Origin of the sequence: Phenylobacterium sp., assembly GCF_020402505.1 — a bacterium.
GTDB lineage: Bacteria > Pseudomonadota > Alphaproteobacteria > Caulobacterales > Caulobacteraceae > Phenylobacterium.
In genome coordinates, this window is the sequence record NZ_JADBZL010000023.1 from 1 (window position 1) to 19,596 (window position 19,596).

Sequence of the window (19,596 nt, forward strand, 5' to 3'; positions counted from 1 at the left end):
CCGGAAGGGCGGGGATCTGGTCTGCGAGACCTGCGGAGGCCAGGCGGAGAACGACCTCGCCGGCTGAGAGGTCTGATCACCCCCCTGGATCCCCTCCGACAAGGACGGGCGCCTGATCCGACGAAGGCCTCGATGAGCGTGGGGAAGAATCCCCTGATCCCTGCTACCCCCTGACCCTCTCAAAGGCATAGCGCTGCGTGCCGCGGGTCAGGACCCTGTCAGTGGAGATCAAGGCGTCCGCGGGCAGAGCCGGCCCGTCGGCGAGGCGGGCGTAGATCGGTGCGAAATCCGTATCCTGCGTCTTTCGCAGGAGATCTTCGAACGAGTTGATGACGAAGTAGGTTTGCTGAAAATCGTCGATCCGGTAGTCGGTTCGCATGACGCGCTCCATATCGAAGCCGACCCGGTTGGGCGACGGATCCTCCAGGCAGAAGATCGACTCCGCACTGGAGGAGACGATCCCTGCTCCGTAGATCCGGAGGCCCTCGTCGCTACGGATCAGCCCGAATTCGACCGTGTACCAATAGAGCCGCGCCAGGTTGACCAGCGAGCCAAGTCCCGCCGCCCGCTGTCCGCCCTTTCCATACGCCTGGAGATAGTCGGCAAAGACCGGGTTTGCGAGCAAGGGAACATGACCGAACACGTCATGAAACACGTCTGGTTCCTGGAGATACCCTTCCTGGCCAGCCGACCGAATGAAACGACCGGAGACAAAGCGGCGGTTGGCGAGATGATCAAAGAAAACCTTGTCGGGAACGAGACCCGGCGCGGCCACCACCTGCCAGCCGGTCGCCTTCATCAGGCGTCGGGACAGATCCTCAAAATCTGGAATGCCGGGTGTATCCAGGCGCAGGATGTCCAGACCTTCGATGAATTCCGGAACAGCCCGGCCGGGCAGGAGGCGCGACTGATGCTCGAACAGCTTGTCCCACATTGCGTGATCTGCAGCAGTGTAGGACTCCCAGTCCTGAGAGATCGTCCAGTCCGGATTTACCCCCTCGGGAGGGTCCAGACTCTGGCTCATCGCTCCCTCCCTCCTTCTGAGCCCGGTTGGAAAGCGGGATGGGCCCAACGCCCGGCCGGGTAAACCCCGCCCCCCGCGGCCCTCACTTCAGGGCCGAAGGCGAGGTGTTGGCGATGACGTGCGATGAACCCCGCGAAGGTCATGAACCCGCCGGCGATCCACCTTGCGATCCCAGTCCGTGCGGCGTTCTCGCCGCTTTTCAGGTCGCGTCCCATTGGGGTCAGGACGCGCCGAGCTTTTAGCGGGAGAATGCGCGTCTTCACAGAGGCGGCCCGGCCCCGCAACAAGGCGTGGCGGACGGATGACGCCCTCTCCTCCCTCTTGCGCAGATCGTGCGGGAGGGGTCGGGATCCGACACCCCTGAGGTTGAGGACACTGCGGAGCCGCCAGGCTGCGCCAGAGCGCCAGCATTCGCACAACCCGATCATGGCGCTTCGCCCGCGACCCTTCCGCAGCAAGGCCCGAAGCCGATCGAGCGGTAACCGGGGGCCGAAGCCGTCCCCTTCAGTTGGACTTCGTCACCGTCCTCCAGGAATGTCCGAAGCTCGCCGGTCGGCAGGGTCAATGGAGTCCGCCCGGCCTCGGACAGTTCGGCCAGACTGCCGAAGGCGCCTTTCTCCGCGCCGGAGATCGTGCCTGTGCCGAGCAGATCACCCGGGTTCAGGTTACATCCATTGGCGGTGTGATGGGCGACCAACTGGGCGATCGTCCAGTACAGGTTCGTTGCAGGACCGTAGCTGAGTCGAACCGGAGCCATTCCGGCTTTCCGCATCCTGGCGGACTGCAGAAGCACCTCCAGATCGATCGCCAGAGCGCCCTCTGCCTGATCCGCTTCGTCCAACAGGTAGGGCAGCGGCGGCGGGTCGCCTTCAGGACGCGGCGGCTGCGCCCGTCTGAAGGGCGCCAGGGCTTCCATGGTCACGACCCAGGGGGACACCGTGGTCAGGAAGCTCTTCGCCAGAAAGGGACCTAGCGGCTGATACTCCCAGGCTTGAATATCGCGGGCCGACCAGTCGTTGAGCAGGCCGATGCCGCCTATGCGGTCTCCTGCGCAGGCGATCGGCGTCGTTTCGCCAATCGCATTGCTTCCCGCGACCCAAACCGCCAGTTCGAGTTCGTAGTCCAACCGCTGAGACGGGCCGTAATCCGGCGACGGGGCGTCTGCGCTCTTGCGCTGGCCCTTGGGCCGGAAGACCGGGGCGCCCGACGCTTGGACGGATGAAGCTCTTCCGTGATAACCTATCGGCACGTACTTGTAGTTCGGCAGGAGCGGACTCTCGGGACGGAACTGCTTGCCGATATTGGCGGCGTGGTGAATCCCGGCGTAGAAGTCGGTGTAGTCGCCGATGACAAACGGCAACCGTAATCGACAATCCGCTGCCTCCAGGAGATGCCTCTCAAAGGTCTTCCTTCCGGCTGGCGAGGTCAAACCTTCAAAGAGCGCCCAGCGCATCTCCCGCCGGGCGTCGGCGGGAAGGGCGAAAAGCAGATTGAGCGTGGGCGCGGCCAGAGCCGGCGCAAGCGCGGCGGGAAGAACACCCTCAGCCGAAGGGGCGGAAAGGTCGAGGATGAAGGGCCCGATCGCCGTTCCAAGGCGCGGCGCCCCATCCGCAAGCGAAAAAACGCCAAGCGGAAGATTCTGCACCGGGAAATCAGGATGCGCGTCTGCGCCCGGAATCCAGCAGGACGCCGCCGGGTCGTGGGTGTGATCTATGCTGATCACCCCGGGGGCTCCTCGTGAAGCCAGGCGGCCTGACGGGGCGCGCGCTTGGTCAGGGCCCACTCCTCGAGCATTACCGGCGCCAGGGCGCGCAGCTCCGCATGTTGTGCGGGCTTGCCGATATTGCAGGCGAGCTCCAGGCGATGGCCGTTGGGATCAAAGAAATAGATCGACTTGAATATGCCGTGATAGGTCGGGCCAAGCACATCTATCCCCTGCCCTTCGATGTGCGCCTTTGCGGCGACCAGGGCGTCCAGATCCTCAACCTCGAAGGCGATGTGCTGGACCCAGGCCGGGGTGTTCGGGTCGCGCCCCATTTCCGGCTGTTGCGGCAACTCGAAGAAGGCGAGCACATTGCCCCCGCCGCAGTCGAGGAAGACGTGCATGTAGGGGTCTTCTTCGCCGGTGGACGGTACCTTGTCCTCGGCGAAGGCGGTGGTGAACTCCATGCCCAGAACGCGTCGGTACCATTCGACGGTTTCCTTGGCGTCCCGGCAGCGGTAGGCGACGTGATGGATGCGCTTCAGGCGGGGTGCGGTCACCGCGCGAGCTCCCGGGTTTCCAGCGCGCCGCGCCGCAGCTGGTCGCGCTCCATGCTTTCGAAAAGCGCCGTGAAGTTCCCCTCGCCGAAACCTTCATCCTTCTTCCGCTGGATGAACTCGAAAAACACCGGCCCGACCATCGTCTCCGAAAAGATCTGCAGCAGCAGTCTCGGATCGCCGGACTGCGTCGAGCCGTCGAGCAGAATCCCGCGCCTCTGCAATTCCTCGACCGGCTCGCCATGCCCCGGGAGGCGCTCCGCCAGCATCTCGTAATAGGTCGCTGGCGGCGGCGTCATGAACGGCGTCCCCAGCGCCTTCAGCCTGTCCCAGCAGCTGAGAAGATCGTCGCAAAGGAAGGCGATATGCTGAATGCCCTCCCCGTTGTAGGCGCGCAGGAACTCTTCGATCTGACCACCGCCCGCCTTTCCCTCCTCGTTGAGCGGAATGCGGATCTTGCCGTCAGGCGCCGTCATCGCCCGGCTTGTCAGGCCCGTATACTCGCCCTTGATGTCGAAATAGCGGATCTCGCGGAAGCCGAAAACGCGCTCATAGAACCCGCCCCAGTGCGCCATACGGCCGCCGTAAACGTTGTGCGTCAGGTGGTCGATGGTGTGGAAGCCCGCCCCTACCGGATGACGATCGACGCCCGGCAGATAGACGAAGTCGATATCGTAGATGGAGAGGTCGCCTTGCTCCTGGCCCTCGTACCGATCGATCAGATAGATGATGGAGCCGCCAATCCCGCGGATCGCAGGGAGGCGAAGCTCCATGACCCCCGTGCGGCTTTCGACCGGCTCGGCCCCCCGTGCGAGGGCGAGTTCATAGGCCTTGTTGGCGTCCCGGACGCGCCAGCCCATGCCGCAGCAGGAGACGCCGTGCTCCGCGGAGAAATAGGCGGCCGCGCTTCGCGGCTCATAATTGGCGATCAGGTTGATGCCGCCCTGGCGCCACAGCTGGACGTCCTTGGATCGGTGGCGGGCGATCAGGGTGAATCCCATGCATTCGAACACGGGTTCCAGGACGCCCTTTTTCGGAGCGCTGAATTCGATGAACTCGAAGCCATCCAGGCCCAGCGGGTTTTCAAACGCGTCGGCCATCGGCGGCTTCACCTGTTGCTGGTTGCTCATGGCGCCAGTCTACCGCAACTTCGGTGGCCGTCAGCGTCCATTAGATGACTGAATGGGACAGAGGCGAAGGCTAGACGCCGATGGCCTGCCTGATCGTAGCGGCGCCGGCCTCCAAAGATCGACGATCTCAAGCAACGCGCCCGAACTGCAAAGCCTAACGTGCGCCGATGCGCACAAGGACAGCTCTGGGAATGGCCAGGTCGGCGACCACCTGGCGCTGGTCCTTCAGCCCACACGCCTCCCGCTGAATGAAAAAGCTCCAGACGGCGTCGGCCGCCTGACGCAGGAGGACCTCCCGACCGATCTCCGCAAGCGCCCCGGGATCCTTCAGCCTGGCGAGGGCCGCCTCGGCGCGGGTCCCGGCCCGGCCGAGGGCCGCCGCGGCCTCCGACATCATTTCGGCTTCCAGCACGCTGAGGCCGGTGTCGCGGCCGGGGACGGAGACCTGTCCAAGGCGGGGAGGACGCAGGCTCATGGTGCGGCTCCGGAGAGGGGTTGGTCTCCAGTTACAGCAATTTAAGTGGCGCCGCACGTTTCGGGGGCCCATAGGCCGCTCATGGCCTCACCCCCTTTTCGACGTCTTCTTTCCAGAACCGTCGTCCTGTCCGCCCTCGCCGCCCTCGGCGGAGCGCCAGTGGCGCAGGCCCTGTCCTTCATGCCTGCAAAGGACATCCCCCGCGCCGTCAGCTTCGGCGGGGCCTGCGTCGGCTGCGACCTGTCCGGGCGGCAGCTGCCAGGCGCCCGGTTCCTGGGGGCCGACTTCTCCGGGTCGTCGCTGATCGGCGCCAATCTCCGCAAGGTGCACTTCACCGGGGCCGACTTCAGCGGGTCCGACCTCACCCGCAGCGACCTCACAGGCGCCGCCATCACCGGGGCGGACTTCGATGAGGCCCGTCTGAACGACGCACGCCTGGACGGCGCCCTTATCCGCGGCGCCAGCTTCAAAGGCGCGGACTTCGACGGAGCCAGCCTCAAGGCCGCCGCCTTCTCCGGCGTCGATCTCAGCAACGCCCGCAACCTCAGACAAGAGCAGCTGGACGCCGCGTGTGCGGTCGGGACCGTTCGCCTGCCCCGGGGCCTGACCTTGCGCCCCTGCCCGCAGGACTAAGCATCCAAGCTATGAAGGTTGTTCACCCAGGACTGGGCTGAGAGGCTGGGGTCGCGAAGCTCCAACAACTAGCCCGGAAGGTCCGGGATCAACGTCCACAAGAATGCCCGTCTGACGCCGGCGGTGTCAGACCGCCATGCGCCGAGTGCGGCCCGACGTGGATGTAGTCCAGCCGCCTGCGCTCGATCACGGCCCGGGCGTCCGACAGGCTGGCGAAGACCTCCGCGTTCAGGCGCCCGTCGCGCAGCTTGCCGTTGAAACTCTCCACGAAGTCGTTCTGCTGCGGCTTGCCCGGCGCAATGTAGCGCCAGTCGACGCCGGTGCGGCTGGTCCATTCCAGCATGGCCCGGCTGGTCATCTCCGCGCCGTTGTCGCTGCCGATGGTCGAAGACTTGCCCCGCCGGCGGATCGGGAGGTCCAGTTCCCGGGCCATGCGATGGCCGCCGATCGAGGCGTCGACGGCCAGGGCTAGGTGTTCGCGTGTGTAGTCATCGACGCTGCTCAGGATCCGGAAGCGCCGGCCCCAGCTCAGCGTGTCGGTCACGAAGTCCAGGCTCCAGCGCTGGTTAGGTCCGCTCGGCAGGGCCATGGGCGCCCGCGAGCCGGTCGCGCGCTTGCGGCCGCGCCGGCGCCTTACCGCCAGGCCTTCCTCCCGGTAGAGCCGGAAGAGCTTCTTCTTGTTCATGCTGACGCCTTCACGTTCGAGCAGGATGCCAAGCCGCCGATAGCCGAAGCGGCGGTGTTCCGCCGCCAGGCTCCGCAGCCGCTCACGCACCTCCGAGTCGCCCGGCTGGGCTACGCGGCGCACCGTCTTCGGATCGACCTGGACCAGCCCGCAGGCGCGCCTCTGCGAGAAACCGCGCTCCGCCATCAGGCGGAGCACAGCCTCCCGGCGCGCTGCAGGCCCGATCAGTTTTTTCCCAGGAGGTCCTTCAGCGCCGACACGTCCAGCATCGACTCCGCCAGCAGCTTCTTCAGCCGCCGGTTCTCGTCCTCCAGCGTCTTCAGCTTCTGCGCGTCCGACACGCTCATGCCTCTGTACTTCGCATTCCAGCGATAGAACGTCTGCTCGCTGATCCCGTGCCGACGGCACACATCCGCCGTCGGGCTACCGGCCTCCTGCTCCCACAGCACGCCGATGATCTGCGCCTCGTCGAACCAGCTCTTCTTCATGTCCGTCTCCTCTGTGGACGGACTCTCACTCAAATCGAGCGATCAGAAGGGGGGCAGGTCATGGGTCGACCTCGACAGCGCCCACGTCAATCGTCAGACCGCCACCGCTCTCGGTTCTCAGTCGCCCGCCTGGCCGGTCCTGCACCTCGAGCACCCTAACCCGCGCGCCTGCAGCCTGTAGGGTCAGGGCGGCCGACAGCCCCGGCGAGACCGGCGCCGAACACAATCACATCATGCCGAGCCTGAGACCTTGCCCGATCCGCAAACGTCGCAGCCAGGCCAGTCGCAAGCAGTGCCCGGCGGTCCATCTCAACGATCCAGCGCGATCAGTTCGTACCAGGTCTGCATGTAGCCGCCGACGCCGCCTTGAAGCATGATCGCGTCGGCATCGTCGGTGATCCAGACATCATAGGGCGGATGCTGACCCGCCATCCCCGAGCTGCCGTCATCGATAAACTGGAAGTGCTTCGTGGCAAAGGTCCCGGCCTTGACCGTCACCGTCTCGCGGCCGAGGAAGACGGCGTCGATATTGACCTCAGCGATGATGGGCGGGGTCGCGCCCCGGTGGTCGGGGCTTGGCAGCATGACCCGCAGTTTCTTCTTCTCGCCCTCGACCCAGTCAAACAGGCTCAGCAGATAGCCATCCGCCACGACAGGATGGGTGCCCATCCCGTCGATGGGACCGTTCAACGGCATGCGCTGGGAAAGACGGCCGATAGTGGGGCCGTAGCTCTCGCACTCGACAAAGTCTTGGGTGAAACGGAACCAACCTGATCCCATGAAGCGGTCGTCGACCGTGAGGCGAACATGACAATCCATGGGACGACCGTGCTCGTCCAGCGAGTAAACGATGTCGCGAAGCACGCTGGGATGCGGTTCCTCGATCTCACAGTGGGCGCGGAGCGTTCGCTTGCCGTCAGTGTGATGCGTGAAGCGGAAATGCTCGATGCCTCGCGGCTGATCGAGGCGATCCGGCTTCCTGGAGGTGTAGAGGATGGTGCCTGTGATGGAGCGGTGCTTCACGTCAATCCCTCTTCGGAAAAGGCCCCCAGCGGAACGGGTGGGGCGGTGTTGGCGATAAGGGCCTGGCGACGCAGGAACCGTCGATATCCATCCTCACCCATCCGGGAGGGGCCGAGACCTGAGCTCTTGAAACCCTGCTTCGCGGCTTCGAAGAAGATGGAGGTCAGGGCCGCGTCATTCAGACTTATGGCCCCAACCAGCAGCCGGCGCCCGATGGTCTCGGCTTCGTCCAGAGAGGCGGCGAAGACTGCGCCGGAGAGCCCATACTCCCCGTCGTTGGCCATCAACACAGCCTCGTCCAAGGTGTCAAAGGCGACGACGGGCAGAATGGGACCAAACGTCTCGTCCCGCATGACCAGCATGTCAGGAGTGACGCCGGTGAGAACCGTGGGGCGCAGCCAGCGACCGCCGCCGTGGGTCTCGATCTCGCCGCCGGTCAGGACGCGGGCCCCCTTGTCGCGCGCATCGGCGATCTGGGTAGCCAGGATGTCTGCCTGGCGGTCAAAGATGATCGGACCTATCTCACCGAAAGCGATGTCGGGCCAGTTCAGGCGGGTGGCCTCGGCCTTCTGGACCAGACGAGCAAGGAAGGCGTCATGGATGGGTCGGGCGACATAGATGCGCTCTATCGACTGGCACGCTTGCCCCGTAGACAGAACAGAGCCGCGCAGCGCGGCGTCGGTCGCAGCCTCCAGATCTGCTCCCTGCAGAACGATCAGCGGGTCCTTGCCGCCGAGCTCAAGAAAGGCGGGGATCAGTCGCCCGGCGGCCTGGACGGCGACCTTGCGCCCTGTCGCGACCGAGCCGGTGAAACAGACGCAGTCGGCGGCGTCGACCACCGCCTGCCCTGTGATCCCATCGCCAGTGACGACGGCGAAGACGGCTGCGAGATCGGGCACCTCGGCGAGGGCAGCGATCACAGGGGCCACGAAACGGGGTGTCACCTCGGACGGCTTCATCAAGACAGCACAACCTGCCAGCAGCGCCGGGACAGCGTCAATCATGCCGAGCAGCAGGGGGAAGTTCCAAGGACTGACCACGCCGACCAGGGGATAGGCTTTCCAGGCGGTGATGTGGCGCACGGACGGAAGGCCTCGACCCTGCACCCAAGCCGGCGGGGCGTCGGCAGCGATGACTCGGGCCCAGCCTTCGATCGAGCCGACGACGCTGTCTATCTCCAGTCGGGCGATACGGCGGCGACCCGTATCGGTTTCCAGCGCGGCGCCGATGGGTTCGGCGTGGCGGCGGAGCGCCTGACCGAACGCGCGCAGCACCTCCAAGCGGGAGATGGCTCCTCTGGCCTCCCAGGTGGCCTGTCCATCGCGCAGGCGTGCGGCGACATCGCCGACCTCGGGCGGGTCAAGCGCCTTTCCGCGCCAGTCGTGGACGCCAGTTCTCGGGTTGCGAGCGGTGAAATCCCTCACAGGCCCAACACGCCGGGATTCATCCGATGGGTCGGGTCAAGATCGGCCTTGATCGCATCGATCAGCCGGCGACTGCCCTCATCCAGATTGTCGCGCCAAGGATAGGTCCGTCCGATCTGGAAGTGAGCGGCGCCAACTTCATTGAAGGCGTCAATGACGGCGGTGCGGGCCTCGGCGATCAGCGCAGTGACCTCAGGGTTCTCGCCATGGCGAGGCAGTTTCGACAGGACGTGAGGTTCAACCGTCGCCTCATGCAGGGCGCGACGCTCTTCCGGCCAAACAAAAACGGGCTCGATCAGGAGGGCGTTGGTCGAGAGCGCCGTCAACATCATGCCGGTCTGAACCCTTCCCGCCTCGAATCGGGGCCTCAGCGCCTCGAACCGGGCCATGATGGCGCGATAGGCGGCCTGGCCGTCCTGCAAGGCGACGAGGCCATGAACAGGCACCCAGCGCTCGCCGTCAGGGCCCAGCACATTGTTTAGCGGCGTGAAGGGGCTAACCCTGACGACGCGCGGGACCGACGCTTCGACCTCGCGTCCACCCAGACCCAGGCAGATGCGGCGCGCCTCAACCAGATCGGCCTCGGCCCCGGCGGCGGAGCGGGCCTCGGCCGTCAGATGGATCGACCAATCATCGGCGCCGAGGAAACCCCGCCCAGCAACCGCCGTTCGGGCGGCGGCCGCCATGCCCTTGAAAAGATCGCCTCCAGACGTCGCGATGGCCCCCAGCGCCTTGACCCCCTGAAGGAGTGACGCCCGCTTCAGTCGCATCGCAGACAGAGACGGATCGAATCCGAACATATCAGCCGCAACGCCGGCTCGGCTGATCTCGGCCGTCGCCGACAGCGCCTTGTCTGCTGTGTCAAAAGCGAAGGAGCCGTGCGCCTCGTGCGCCGGCGTCCGCATGAGCCGGAGTGTGATCTCGGCCTTGACTCCGAGCGCGCCGCAGTCACCGCAGAACAGGCCGGTCAGGTCAGGGCCATAGTGACGGTAGAAGGCCCTGCCGTCGGCCTTGCGGCGAGCGCCGGTCGCGATGAGCCGCCCGTCGGCGAGGGCGACTGTCAGGCCGACCACGCTTTCGGACGTCGTGCCCCAGTGGCCAGCACCGAAGACGGCGTTCAGCTGGGACAGTCCGCCGCCGATCGTCGACGACACGCCGGACAGAGGGCCCCAGAAGGGCGTCCGCAGGCCATGCGGCCTCAGGGTTTCGTGCAGGGTCTTCCAGGTACAACCGGCCTCGACCGTGACCGTCATGGCCTCGGGATCGACGTGCAGCACCCGATCCATCCGCGACAAGTCGATCAATGCGAGCGGACCAGCGTCCGAGGCATAGCCGCCGGTGTAGCTCATGCCACCGCCGCGCGGGGCCACGGGCAGGTTCAACCGCGCTGTTTCAGCAAGGGCCCGCGACAGGCCAGCTGTGTCTGCCGGACGGAGAATCACGACCGGACGACGACAGATCTTCCAGATGTCCTGGCCGTAGAGCTCCAGCAGGGCCGGATCGGTTGAGACGACCTCGGGGCTCAGCGCGGCCCGGAGAGAGTCGGCGGGCAAAGTGCGGGACAGGTCGTCGGCGGTGCTCATTGGGGCTTCCACAAACCCAGCAGGGCCGCCGCAAGCAGCAGCAGCCAGATGAAGAGAACGGCAGGGCGCGTCGCGGCGAGCGAGCGGGCGATACGTGTGTCGGCGTCGGTCTGTCCAGCCGCGAGCGCACCCAGCGCCGGACCGAGGTCAGCAGTGAGGCGGCGGACAAACAAGCCGGTGAGGACGCATCCGGCGAGGATGAGGAGCTTGAGGTTCACAAACAGCGGCCAACCCATGACCCCTGCAAGCCCCGCCACGCCGCCCGCGCCGAGACCGGCTGCGACGACCCAACGCAAGCCAAGATCAATCTGGCGCAGGCTCGACCCGGGTGCGGCGTGGTCCAGATGAATTCGCCAGGCGACGAACAGCCAGATAAGGCTCGCGACGCATGAGACCGCGATCCACACCAGATCGACCGCGACCCACCCCCGCGCGGCCGCCAGGGCGAATCCGGTTGGAAACGCCAGGATGAGTGCCGTGCGAGGGGCCATGTCGACGTCGCCCAGCAAACGGGCCGCTCCTAGCCTCGCCGCCCGGTCATTGGCGGGATTGGCGATCAGGAAAGATGCGACGAACGCACCCAGATCGCCACCCAGCCAATAGACCAGGATCAGAACGTGCAGCAGCAGGAGAAGCGCGTCGGCCAAGGAGTCATCCTCAAATGATATAACTCTATATCATTTGAGGACGACGCTGTTGGCAAGCCCAAAGGGCGGTCAGGTCCAGCCTTCGGCCCCCGACTTGCGCCGAGACGTCATGTGGTACTGGAACCGGTCTGGGCGGTAGTGGCCGACGATCATCTGAACGGGGCGGCCGTCTGCGCCGATCATGATCCGCTCTATCTTCAGGACGGGCGATCCCGACGGCACGTCCAGACAGGCCGAAACGGTGGGCGAGGCCGCGCCCGCCGTAATCCACTGTTCAGCCTCCACGGCCTCGGCTCCAGCGCGTTCGAGCAGCGTCAGAAGAGGCGTCGTGCGCAGTTCATCAATCGGAAAGCGCGCCGCGATGTCGGCTGGAACGAAGGTCGTCAGGTAGGAGAACGGTTCGCCTTGCAGCTTTCGCAGGCGGACGGCCCTCTGAACCGTCGCCCCGGGTTCAAGCTTCAGTCGCGAGACGACAAGTGCATTGGCTGGCTCGTCCGCCACCTCCAGCAGCTCCACCTCGGTCGTGAGCCCCATCGACCTCAGGGACGAGATCAGGGTCTCGAAGGAGCCAGACACCAGCGGGATCACCCCTCCGGTAGACACGATCGTCCCCCGACCTCGATGGCGCGAGACCAGATTGTTGGCGGCCAATTCGTTCAACGCCCGTTTGACCGTGATACGCGACACGTCGAAGGCTCGCGCCAGCTCCTGCTCACCAGGCAGGGTCTCGCCATCGGCGTAGACGCCCGACTGGATGCGTTCGCGCAGGATCAGATAGACCTGATGATACAACGGCGTGGGCAGGGCCGCGTTCAGAAGTCCCGCGTCGCGAGCCTCGATGTCTGATGCGCCGTCGGTCAAATGACCTATTCCTAAACCAACTCCGTCCGCGCTAGGCATAGGACGATCCATACGGAGCGCGCAATGTCCGACCCCTCACCCTACATCGCTCTGGCCTTGCAGACGAAATGCTTCGCAGTCAACGGCGATGCCGACGCCCGCGCCAGTCGGCCCCGCATGGCGGAGGCGATCCGGCGGATCGGATCCCAGATCGCAGCGTCGAAACGCTTCATCGGCCCGGACGTGCGACTGGTCGTCCTGCCGGAGTACTTCCTGACGGGCTTTCCAATGGGGGAACCCACCGCCGTTTGGTCCGAGAGGGCCTGCCTGGCGCCCGGAGGGCCCGAGTATCGGGCATTGGGGGAGATTGCCCGCGCCAATGACGTCTTCCTGGCCGGCAACGCCTATGAGACCGACGAGCATTTTCCGGGCCTCTACTTCCAGTGCAGCTTCGTTGTGGCCCCCGCCGGAGAGGTGGTGCTTAGGTATCGCCGCCTTGTCACCCTGTTCGGTCCCAGCCCCTATGACGTCTGGGATCAATACTTGGCCAGGTACGGCCTGGATGGCGTCTTCCCCGTTGTCGACACCGAGATCGGTCGACTGGCGGCTATCGCGTCGGAAGAGATCCTGTATCCCGAGATCGCCCGCGCCCAAGCCGTGCGCGGCGCCGAGGTGTTCGTCCACTCCTCAAGCGAGATCGCCGCTGCGCTGACAACCCCGAAAAACGTCGCCAAACAGGCCCGCGCAATCGAGAACCTGACCTACGTCGTCAGCGCCAACTCGGCGGGCATAGAGGGCATCGCCATCCCCAGCGCCTCCACCGACGCATCCTCAAAGATCATCGATTTCCGGGGTCAGGTGCTCGCAGAAGCGGGCTATGGCGAGAGCATGGCGAGCTACGCCGAAATCGACGTAGGTGATCTGCGTCGCTACCGCCGCCGTCCCGGCATGCCTAACCTCCTGTCGCGCCAGCCCATGCACCTTTGGAGCCAAGCCTACGCCGGCGTGGACATCCAGCCTAGCAACACACTGGTGGACGCGTGGGGAGAGCTGACCGTTCCGAACCCGGCCTTCTATGCCCAGCGTCAGCGAGCTGTGATCGACAAGCTGGTCGATGCAGGACTGATATAGTCATCGCGAGCTCAACGGCGTTCACCGTGTCGTCATGGTTACGGTTTTTTGACAACCGGAGGCTCTGAACCGCGCCGCTGCATCGCAGCATTGACGCCTAATCTCGCTAGTCCATAGTCAAATGTCTCAAAAGTATATTGTTTCGGCAATAGGAGGGGCTGGACCCAATGTCGCGCAATCATCGTGTTATCCTGACCCGCAGCGTTTTCCTTGCGGGCGTCGCGTTCGCAGCCTTGACCTCGGCCGCCCCGCCCGCCTCCGCGCAGCGGGCATCGAACACAGGCCCTGAAGCCACGACGGTCGATGACCTTGTGGTCACCGCGCGTCGGCGCGAGGAAGCGATCCAGGACGCGCCGATAGCCATCACCGCCTTCACGCAGGAAACCATCCAGGAAGCGCGGATCGAGAGCCTGGCGGACCTTGGGCGCCTGACTCCCGGCCTGGTCTACACGCCCCTGTTCGGCGCCCAGAACCAGCTGCCCATCATACGCGGCGCGGCCCAAACGTTCGGCCCACTGAACGTCGGCGTCTTCCTGGACGGCGTCTACCTTAGCGGCAAGGCCGGCGTGGACCTGGAGCTCAACGACCTGGAGCGGGTGGAGATCGTAAAGGGGCCGCAATCGGCGCTGTATGGCCGCAACACCTTCGCCGGCGCGATCAACTACATCACCCAGCGTCCCAGCAGCGGTGCTTATACCGGCAGCGCCGAGCTGACGGTCGGCGACAACGGTCTACGCAAGGGCATGCTGTCTATCAGCGGTCCGCTGAACGACTGGCTTGCGTTCCGCCTGTCGGGATTCGCGCGCACGTTCGACGGCTTCTACACCAGCTCCATCGATGGCGGCCGCGTCGACTTCGTGGAGAACAGCGGGGCGTCGCTCGTGGTTGAAGCACGTCCGACCGACCGCCTGACTGCGACCTTCCGAACGACCGTGAGCACCGAGGACTCGGGTCAGCCCGCATCGAGCGTCATTCGCACCAATGGCGCGCCCGGCACGCCTGCGGGTGGGTCGGCAACCCAGCAGCGCAACCTGCTCTACCTCGGCGAACTGCCTTCGATTCCCGAGAACGGGGTCACGGTGAATACCCGCCGCACGGGCTTCGAGCCGACCGACTACGGCCAGCGTGGCGACACCCTGCGGACCAGCCTGACGCTGGACTACGATTTCGACTATGCGACCCTGACCTCGATCAGCAGCTACAGCCGCCGCAAGACGGAGTACACGTTTGACGGCGACAACACGATCTGCGACCGCGCCGGCGGATGCCCCAACTTCGGCTTCCCCTTCGCCCCGGCGATCCCCTTCGGCCAGAGCAGCTTCGCCACCTCCTCCAGCGAAGACCGCTTCTTAGACCGCAGCCAGGAACTGCGCCTCGCCTCCAATGGCGACAGCCGCCTGCAATGGCTGATCGGGGCCTTCTACTATTCGAACGAGGTCCGCGTTCTGGCGAAGAGCCAGGCGCCACTGACCCAAGCCGCCGTCAACACCAACGGCGTTCCGCGCTCGCGCACCGAGATCGACAGCATCGCGGTGTTCGGATCCCTCGCCTACGAGTTCTCCGACCGCCTTCGCGGGTCCGTCGAGCTACGCTACGAGGAGGAGGATCAGAGCTACCAGCAGGCGCCGTCACGAACCGGCGGAACGGGAGCCTCGGCCCTGGTTCGCAACTCCAAACAGTCCTTCGACTTCACCACGCCCCGCGTCACGCTGGACTATGACCTGACGGAAAACGGAATGCTCTACGGCATCATCGCGCGCGGAGCCAAGGCGGGCGGGTTCAACACCAACCTGAACATCACCACGGCCCAATGGACCTATCAGCCCGAGTATAGCTGGAACTACGAGATCGGGTTGAAAAACACCCTCCTGGATGGCGATCTGATCCTGAACGCCGCCCTGTTCTATACCGACTGGACCGACCAGCAGGTGGCCTGCCAGAACCCGGTGACGCTGGGCGGGACGTCGACCCAGCGAACCTATACCTGCAACGTCGGTAAGGCCGAGGTCCTCGGCCTGGAACTGGACGGCGTGTGGCAGCTGACCGACACCCTGACACTCAGCGGCAACTACGCTTACACCGACGCGACCTATTCGGCGTTCGTGGACGACTCGCTCGCCGCGACCCTGGTGCTGGCCGGCCGCCCGCCCATCGACTTCAACGGCAACCACCTGCCGTATGTGCCCGAGCACAAGCTGGTGATCAGCCCGCAGTACGAGCGCGAGCTCGGCAACGGCGTGAACTTCTCGGTCCGGGCCGACGTGGCCTACCAGTCCAAGGCCTACCTGCGCGCCGACAACCTGCAATACTTCGGCGAGAAGACGACGCTGGACCTGCGGCTGACGCTACGCGGCGAGGATGGCTGGCGGATTCAGGCCTATGCCGACAACGTTCTGGACGACGACACGCCGACGGCCGGCGTGCGCTTCTTCGACTCGGTCAACTACTCGGTGTCCTCGCCGCTGGTGACCGGGGCCGACCGGCGCCAGATCGGCGTGGCGATCGGGTACTCTTTCTGAAGGCCCTTGCGGTCATGATGACCGGGCTCGCCCTCGCGGCGGGCCCGGTTCTGACCCAGTCCGCGCCGCCTGCGCCGCTGGCGGCGGGGCCGCTGGAACGCGACCTGCGCGCTCTGGTCGAGATGTTTCAGGGGGACTGGGACAACGCAGAGCAGGTCGGGTTCGCCGAGGAGCTCGGCTTTCCTGCCGACGCCCCGCCGACTCGCCGCCATGTCACGATCCGCCGGGTGGAGGCCCCTGGCCTTGGGCCGCTCGTGCTGAAGCTCGACGAATACCGGAACAATGACCCCACCGATCTGGGGCGGCAGAGGTTCTATGCGCTCGCGGTTGACGCGGACCAGCGGGCGATCCGGATGGATTCCTTCACGCCGCCCGGCGACCGTCTTGCGCCCGATGCCAACCTGGCCAGCCTCACGCCGGCGACCCTGCGGCGCAATCCGGGCTGCGAGACCCTGTGGCGGCGCAGCGCCGATCAGTTCATCGGATGGATCGAAGACGGCGCATGCAGCGTGCGCACCAACGCCGGGACGACCCTGGCCATCGGGGCGGAGATCGTCCTGTCAGAGGACCAGCTCTGGATGACCGAGACCGTGCGGGACACTGAGGGCCGCGACGTCACGCCGGACGAGCCCGACGCCCCGGTCCAATACCGCCGCGCCACGGCCTTTACCTGCTGGATAGCTGTGCCGAGGCAAGCTCCGCAGGAGGGCTGGTTCTTCGCCCGGGACCTGACCATCCACGACCAGGGCGGCGAGGTCTGGATCACCACCGACGAGACCACGCCCCGCTCGTTTGGCTTCGGCATGCGGAACGTGCGCTGGCCGACGGGACAGAACGCCGACGCCCTGACGCTGTATGTCCACGACCAGAGAGGCGCGCCCGCGATCAGCTATGCCTGGGCAAACCCCGACGCGACGCGGATCGGGATCAATCTGCGGACGCTGCAAGGCAGCTGTTCGCGCTAGGCGACCTTTACCTCGTCGATCAGCGTCCGCTGATAGCATTCACCATCCCGGAACCAGTGCCACGTCCGCGCGCGAGTCCGTCCATTCGGAGCCAGCACGATCAGCTCATAGAGATGGGCTCCGGGCGTGTCGGTCCGCTCCCACGTCAGGATGCAGGTTCGGTCGTCGCCCTGCCAGGCATGTCCCCGGATCAATCCGGTGTCCCACCACAGCCGACCGTCGCGATAGACGCCCGGATGCTCGGCCTCCACCAACCGGCCATCGGGCCAAGTGAACCGGTTCTTCTGCACATAAGCATAGGGGCCGTCGTCAGGGAAAGAGACCTCGATGCGCGAGGCATGACAATCGACCTCAACGCCATCGGTCGTCACCGTCCGATAGGTCCCCTCCCACACCCCCGCGTGGCTGACCAGCGCGGGCATATGCTCATGCAGGGGGTTCACTTCACTCGGCGCTCGGTGATGCAGGTCCGCTTGAACAGCTTGTCGTTCTCGAACCAGTGCCAGGTTCGGGCGCGGTCGTTGCCATCCGCGGACAGCTGGATCATCTCATAGAGATAGGCGCCCGGCATGTCCTTGCGCGTCCAGGTGAGACACACGGTCCGCGAGTCGATTTCCCAGGCGCGGCCATCGATGCGGTCGGTGTCCCACCAGATCTGATTGTCGCGATAGGTGGCGGGGAAGTGAATCTCTTCCCTCCTGCCGTCGTCCCAGATGTAGGTGTTGATCTGATAGTAGGCATGGGGGCCGTCGTCAGGGAACTTGCACTGGAGATGCGATCGGTGACGATCGATGACGTTGTTGTCGGGATCGACGTGGATGTATTCGCCTTCCCATTCGCCGGCGTGGCGGGCCAGGACCGGCATGCCTTCGCGGATACCCCTCATCGTCGTCTCCCTCGCTCGGGCGGTGCGATCCGCCCCTGGAAAGTGATATAGACTTAGATCATTTGGGCTTGAAACCCCCAATGCGCGTAGTCGGTCGAATGGCTGTAAATCAGGCGCTCAACAGGATGTGGACGGGCTTATGGATCATGCTCTGAAGGTCGAGGTCTCGGGCGATGTGGCAACCCTGACCCTGAACCGGTCCAGGAAGAAGAACGCCCTGACGCTTGCAATGTGGAGCACCTTGCCCGGCCTGCTGGCGGAGGTGGCGGCCGATCGGGCGGCCAAGGTCCTGGTGGTGCGGGGTGCTGGCGGGACCTTCGCGGCGGGGGCCGACATTGGCGAGTTCGAGACCGTTTATGCGACCCCGGACAGAACCCGCGACTATTTCGACCGGGTCGGCAAGGCAATGGCGGCGCTGGCGGCGTTCGAGAAGCCGACGATCGCCATGATCGAGGGGGCCTGCGTCGGTGGCGGACTGGGGTTGGCGCTGGCGTGTGATCTGCGGATCGCGGCCGCCGACGCATGGATGGCCCTGACCCCGGCCAAGCTGGGGCTGGTCTATTCGCTGCCGGATACACGCAGACTGGTGCAGGCCGTAGGCCTGTCCCGGGCAAAGGACATATTGTTTACCGGGCGGATGATCGCGGCGGAAGAGGCCCTCGTGATCGGGCTCGTCGATGCACTGCATGCGCCGGAGGCACTGGAGGCAGCGGTGGCCGAGAAGACCGCCCAGATCGCGGCGGCGAGCCAGTGGACCGCGCGCAGGGCAAAGGCCATCGTCGGCCTGATCGCCGACGGGGAGACAAGGGACACGGACGAGACCGCGCGGTGGCTGATTGAAGCGGTCGAGGGCGAGGACTTCAGCGAGGGGCGGAATGCATTTCTGAGCAAGCGGAAGCCGGAGTTTCCGTTTCGCTAGAGCGGAATCCGTTCACTTTGCACCGTAGCCTGCAGCCGTGAAGTAGTTGGCGCATTCGTCGGGTGTGAAGCCGTCGATGATGAGGCCTATGCGGTTCCAGAGGGCTTCGGTGGATCGTTCGGCGGCCTTGCGCAGGAGGGCCTTGAGTTTTGAGAAGGCCATCTCGATGGGGTTCAGGTCTGGCGAGTATTTCGGCAGGAATACCAGGCTGGCGCCGCAGGCTTCTATGGCCAGCCGGATCCTCGGGTTGCGGTGCGAGCCGAGGTTGTCGACCACCACGACGTCGCCTGGCTTGAGCGTCGGGCAGAGCACCTGCTCGACATAGGCCAGGAACCACTCGCCGTTGATCGGCCCCTCCAGCACCATGGGCGCCGTAAGACCATCGCAGCGGAGCGCCGCGACGAAGGTGGTGGTCTCCCAGCGCGCGAGCGGGATCTTGTCCATGAGCCGACAGCCTCGCGGGGCGCGGCCCCGAAGCCGGATCATATTGTCCTTGGCCCAGGTCTCGTCGATGAACACCAGGCGCTTCACATCGAGCGTCGGCTGCTGTTCACGCCAGAGCGCCCGGGCTTCGGCGACGTCAGGCCTGTCTTGCTGAGCGGCGTGCAGGGTTTTTTTTGAAGCTCAGCCGCTCGCGGTCACAGAACCGCCAGACCGCGCCATAGCTCGCTGACAGGCCCCGCTCAGCGAGAAGCTCCCGGCGCATTTCCTCCAGCGTCAGGTCCGGCTTCGCCGCGATCCGCGCCAGTAGCCAGTCCCGGTTCGCGCCCTCGATCCGGCAACCCCGGCTGCCGCCGACCGGCTTGGGCGACACGCTGCCTGTCCGACGATGGGCCTGCACCCAGCGGATCACACTGCTCACACCCACGCTGAACCGCTTCGCCGCCTGATGTCGGCTCAGCCCGCCATCCACCGCCGCCACGGCTCGCTGCCGAAGATCATCCGAATACGGTCTCGCCATTCAT

General features: G+C 65.4%; 20 protein-coding genes. 5 read left to right on the forward strand and 15 right to left on the reverse strand.

Translation table 11 applies throughout. The features are described from left to right. Positions 1 to 163: 163 nt before the first annotated feature. The 5 genes from phhA to IM632_RS01735 all read right to left on the reverse strand — a co-directional run bounded on the left by phhA (position 164) and on the right by IM632_RS01735 (position 4,888). Positions 164 to 1,024 carry a phenylalanine 4-monooxygenase gene (phhA, locus tag IM632_RS01715; RefSeq protein WP_296503356.1) on the reverse strand — a complete coding sequence of 287 codons (861 nt, stop codon included), beginning with the start codon at positions 1,022 to 1,024 and terminating at the stop codon, positions 164 to 166. A 424-nt stretch (positions 1,025 to 1,448) separates the two neighbouring features. Continuing rightward, a complete protein-coding gene (gene fahA, locus IM632_RS01720; RefSeq protein ID WP_366817219.1) occupies positions 1,449 to 2,807 on the reverse strand; it encodes a fumarylacetoacetase in 1,359 nt (452 codons plus the stop codon). Continuing rightward, positions 2,744 to 3,286 (reverse strand): VOC family protein, encoded by a 543-nt coding sequence (locus tag IM632_RS01725; RefSeq protein ID WP_296497427.1) that lies wholly within the window; start codon positions 3,284 to 3,286, stop codon positions 2,744 to 2,746. The genes fahA and IM632_RS01725 overlap by 64 nt, the downstream gene beginning before the upstream one ends. Beyond that, on the reverse strand, positions 3,283 to 4,413 hold the full coding sequence (gene hppD / locus IM632_RS01730; protein WP_296497425.1) for a 4-hydroxyphenylpyruvate dioxygenase: 1,131 nt from the start codon (positions 4,411 to 4,413) through the stop codon (positions 3,283 to 3,285). The genes IM632_RS01725 and hppD overlap by 4 nt, the downstream gene beginning before the upstream one ends. 154 nt (positions 4,414 to 4,567) lie before the next feature. Then, positions 4,568 to 4,888: a DUF6665 family protein gene (locus IM632_RS01735; RefSeq protein WP_296497422.1), complete on the reverse strand. Its 321-nt coding sequence runs from the start codon at positions 4,886 to 4,888 to the stop codon at positions 4,568 to 4,570. A gap of 81 nt (positions 4,889 to 4,969) precedes the next feature. Here IM632_RS01735 and IM632_RS01740 point away from each other — a divergent pair, with 81 nt between their 5' ends. After that, positions 4,970 to 5,521: a pentapeptide repeat-containing protein gene (locus tag IM632_RS01740; RefSeq protein WP_296497420.1), complete on the forward strand. Its 552-nt coding sequence runs from the start codon at positions 4,970 to 4,972 to the stop codon at positions 5,519 to 5,521. Between the two features lie 88 nt (positions 5,522 to 5,609). Here the strand turns inward: IM632_RS01740 and IM632_RS01745 are convergent. The 7 genes from IM632_RS01745 to IM632_RS01770 form a co-directional block, all read right to left on the reverse strand. Further along, positions 5,610 to 6,694 (reverse strand): IS3 family transposase gene (locus IM632_RS01745; protein ID WP_296497418.1). Its coding sequence is split into 2 segments (ribosomal slippage): positions 5,610 to 6,445 and positions 6,445 to 6,694, totalling 1,086 coding nucleotides; the frame shifts between segments, so codons are not numbered across the junction. Between the two features lie 58 nt (positions 6,695 to 6,752). Next, positions 6,753 to 6,920: an FAD-dependent oxidoreductase gene (locus IM632_RS14465; RefSeq protein WP_363278547.1), complete on the reverse strand. Its 168-nt coding sequence runs from the start codon at positions 6,918 to 6,920 to the stop codon at positions 6,753 to 6,755. Positions 6,921 to 7,003: 83 nt separating this feature from the next. Beyond that, positions 7,004 to 7,717 (reverse strand): hypothetical protein, encoded by a 714-nt coding sequence (locus tag IM632_RS01750; protein WP_293519932.1) that lies wholly within the window; start codon positions 7,715 to 7,717, stop codon positions 7,004 to 7,006. Beyond that, positions 7,714 to 9,141, reverse strand: coding sequence for an aldehyde dehydrogenase family protein (locus IM632_RS01755; RefSeq protein ID WP_296497415.1), 1,428 nt, complete (start codon positions 9,139 to 9,141; stop codon positions 7,714 to 7,716). The genes IM632_RS01750 and IM632_RS01755 overlap by 4 nt, the downstream gene beginning before the upstream one ends. Beyond that, positions 9,138 to 10,724, reverse strand: coding sequence for an FAD-binding oxidoreductase (locus tag IM632_RS01760; protein ID WP_296497412.1), 1,587 nt, complete (start codon positions 10,722 to 10,724; stop codon positions 9,138 to 9,140). The genes IM632_RS01755 and IM632_RS01760 overlap by 4 nt, the downstream gene beginning before the upstream one ends. After that, positions 10,721 to 11,371 (reverse strand): hypothetical protein, encoded by a 651-nt coding sequence (locus tag IM632_RS01765; protein WP_296497410.1) that lies wholly within the window; start codon positions 11,369 to 11,371, stop codon positions 10,721 to 10,723. Before IM632_RS01765 ends, IM632_RS01760 begins: the two co-directional genes overlap by 4 nt. A 69-nt stretch (positions 11,372 to 11,440) precedes the next feature. Further along, complete coding sequence (locus IM632_RS01770; protein WP_293519936.1) at positions 11,441 to 12,232, reverse strand: GntR family transcriptional regulator; 792 nt, start codon at positions 12,230 to 12,232, stop codon at positions 11,441 to 11,443. 63 nt (positions 12,233 to 12,295) lie between these two features. Between IM632_RS01770 and IM632_RS01775 the strand changes: the two genes are divergently transcribed. The 3 genes from IM632_RS01775 to IM632_RS01785 all read left to right on the forward strand — a co-directional run bounded on the left by IM632_RS01775 (position 12,296) and on the right by IM632_RS01785 (position 16,826). Beyond that, positions 12,296 to 13,342 carry a nitrilase-related carbon-nitrogen hydrolase gene (locus tag IM632_RS01775; RefSeq protein ID WP_296520762.1) on the forward strand — a complete coding sequence of 349 codons (1,047 nt, stop codon included), beginning with the start codon at positions 12,296 to 12,298 and terminating at the stop codon, positions 13,340 to 13,342. A gap of 167 nt (positions 13,343 to 13,509) precedes the next feature. After that, entirely contained in the window at positions 13,510 to 15,861 is a 2,352-nt protein-coding gene (locus tag IM632_RS01780; protein WP_296497404.1) for a TonB-dependent receptor, read from the forward strand. A gap of 14 nt (positions 15,862 to 15,875) precedes the next feature. Next, a complete protein-coding gene (locus tag IM632_RS01785; RefSeq protein WP_296497402.1) occupies positions 15,876 to 16,826 on the forward strand; it encodes a chromophore lyase CpcT/CpeT in 951 nt (316 codons plus the stop codon). Here IM632_RS01785 and IM632_RS01790 read toward each other — a convergent pair. Beyond that, positions 16,823 to 17,248: a hypothetical protein gene (locus IM632_RS01790; protein WP_296497399.1), complete on the reverse strand. Its 426-nt coding sequence runs from the start codon at positions 17,246 to 17,248 to the stop codon at positions 16,823 to 16,825. The two genes, IM632_RS01785 and IM632_RS01790, sit on opposite strands and share 4 nt — an antisense overlap. Positions 17,249 to 17,265: 17 nt before the next feature. Further along, positions 17,266 to 17,712 (reverse strand): DUF3598 family protein, encoded by a 447-nt coding sequence (locus IM632_RS01795; RefSeq protein ID WP_296518102.1) that lies wholly within the window; start codon positions 17,710 to 17,712, stop codon positions 17,266 to 17,268. A 139-nt stretch (positions 17,713 to 17,851) separates the two neighbouring features. Here IM632_RS01795 and IM632_RS01800 point away from each other — a divergent pair, with 139 nt between their 5' ends. Further along, a complete protein-coding gene (locus tag IM632_RS01800) occupies positions 17,852 to 18,631 on the forward strand; it encodes an enoyl-CoA hydratase-related protein (protein WP_296497393.1) in 780 nt (259 codons plus the stop codon). A 12-nt stretch (positions 18,632 to 18,643) separates the two neighbouring features. Here the strand turns inward: IM632_RS01800 and IM632_RS01805 are convergent. Beyond that, positions 18,644 to 19,592 (reverse strand): IS630 family transposase gene (locus IM632_RS01805; protein WP_296497390.1). Its coding sequence is split into 2 segments (ribosomal slippage): positions 18,644 to 19,253 and positions 19,252 to 19,592, totalling 951 coding nucleotides; the frame shifts between segments, so codons are not numbered across the junction. Between the last annotated feature and the right edge of the window lie 4 nt (positions 19,593 to 19,596).

What these genes read in the sequence shown, in the direction of transcription:
- phhA (WP_296503356.1), bottom strand. Translation starts at nt 1,024, where the DNA reads ATGAGCCAGAGTCTGGACCCTCCCGAGGGGGTAAATCCGGACTGGACG.
- hppD (WP_296497425.1), bottom strand. Translation starts at nt 4,413, where the DNA reads ATGAGCAACCAGCAACAGGTGAAGCCGCCGATGGCCGACGCGTTTGAA.
- IM632_RS01735 (WP_296497422.1), bottom strand. Translation starts at nt 4,888, where the DNA reads ATGAGCCTGCGTCCTCCCCGCCTTGGACAGGTCTCCGTCCCCGGCCGC.
- IM632_RS01740 (WP_296497420.1), top strand. Translation starts at nt 4,970, where the DNA reads ATGGCCTCACCCCCTTTTCGACGTCTTCTTTCCAGAACCGTCGTCCTG.
- IM632_RS01760 (WP_296497412.1), bottom strand. Translation starts at nt 10,724, where the DNA reads ATGAGCACCGCCGACGACCTGTCCCGCACTTTGCCCGCCGACTCTCTC.
- IM632_RS01775 (WP_296520762.1), top strand. Translation starts at nt 12,296, where the DNA reads ATGTCCGACCCCTCACCCTACATCGCTCTGGCCTTGCAGACGAAATGC.
- IM632_RS01780 (WP_296497404.1), top strand. Translation starts at nt 13,510, where the DNA reads ATGTCGCGCAATCATCGTGTTATCCTGACCCGCAGCGTTTTCCTTGCG.
- IM632_RS01785 (WP_296497402.1), top strand. Translation starts at nt 15,876, where the DNA reads ATGATGACCGGGCTCGCCCTCGCGGCGGGCCCGGTTCTGACCCAGTCC.
- IM632_RS01790 (WP_296497399.1), bottom strand. Translation starts at nt 17,248, where the DNA reads ATGCCCGCGCTGGTCAGCCACGCGGGGGTGTGGGAGGGGACCTATCGG.
- IM632_RS01795 (WP_296518102.1), bottom strand. Translation starts at nt 17,712, where the DNA reads ATGAGGGGTATCCGCGAAGGCATGCCGGTCCTGGCCCGCCACGCCGGC.
- IM632_RS01800 (WP_296497393.1), top strand. Translation starts at nt 17,852, where the DNA reads ATGGATCATGCTCTGAAGGTCGAGGTCTCGGGCGATGTGGCAACCCTG.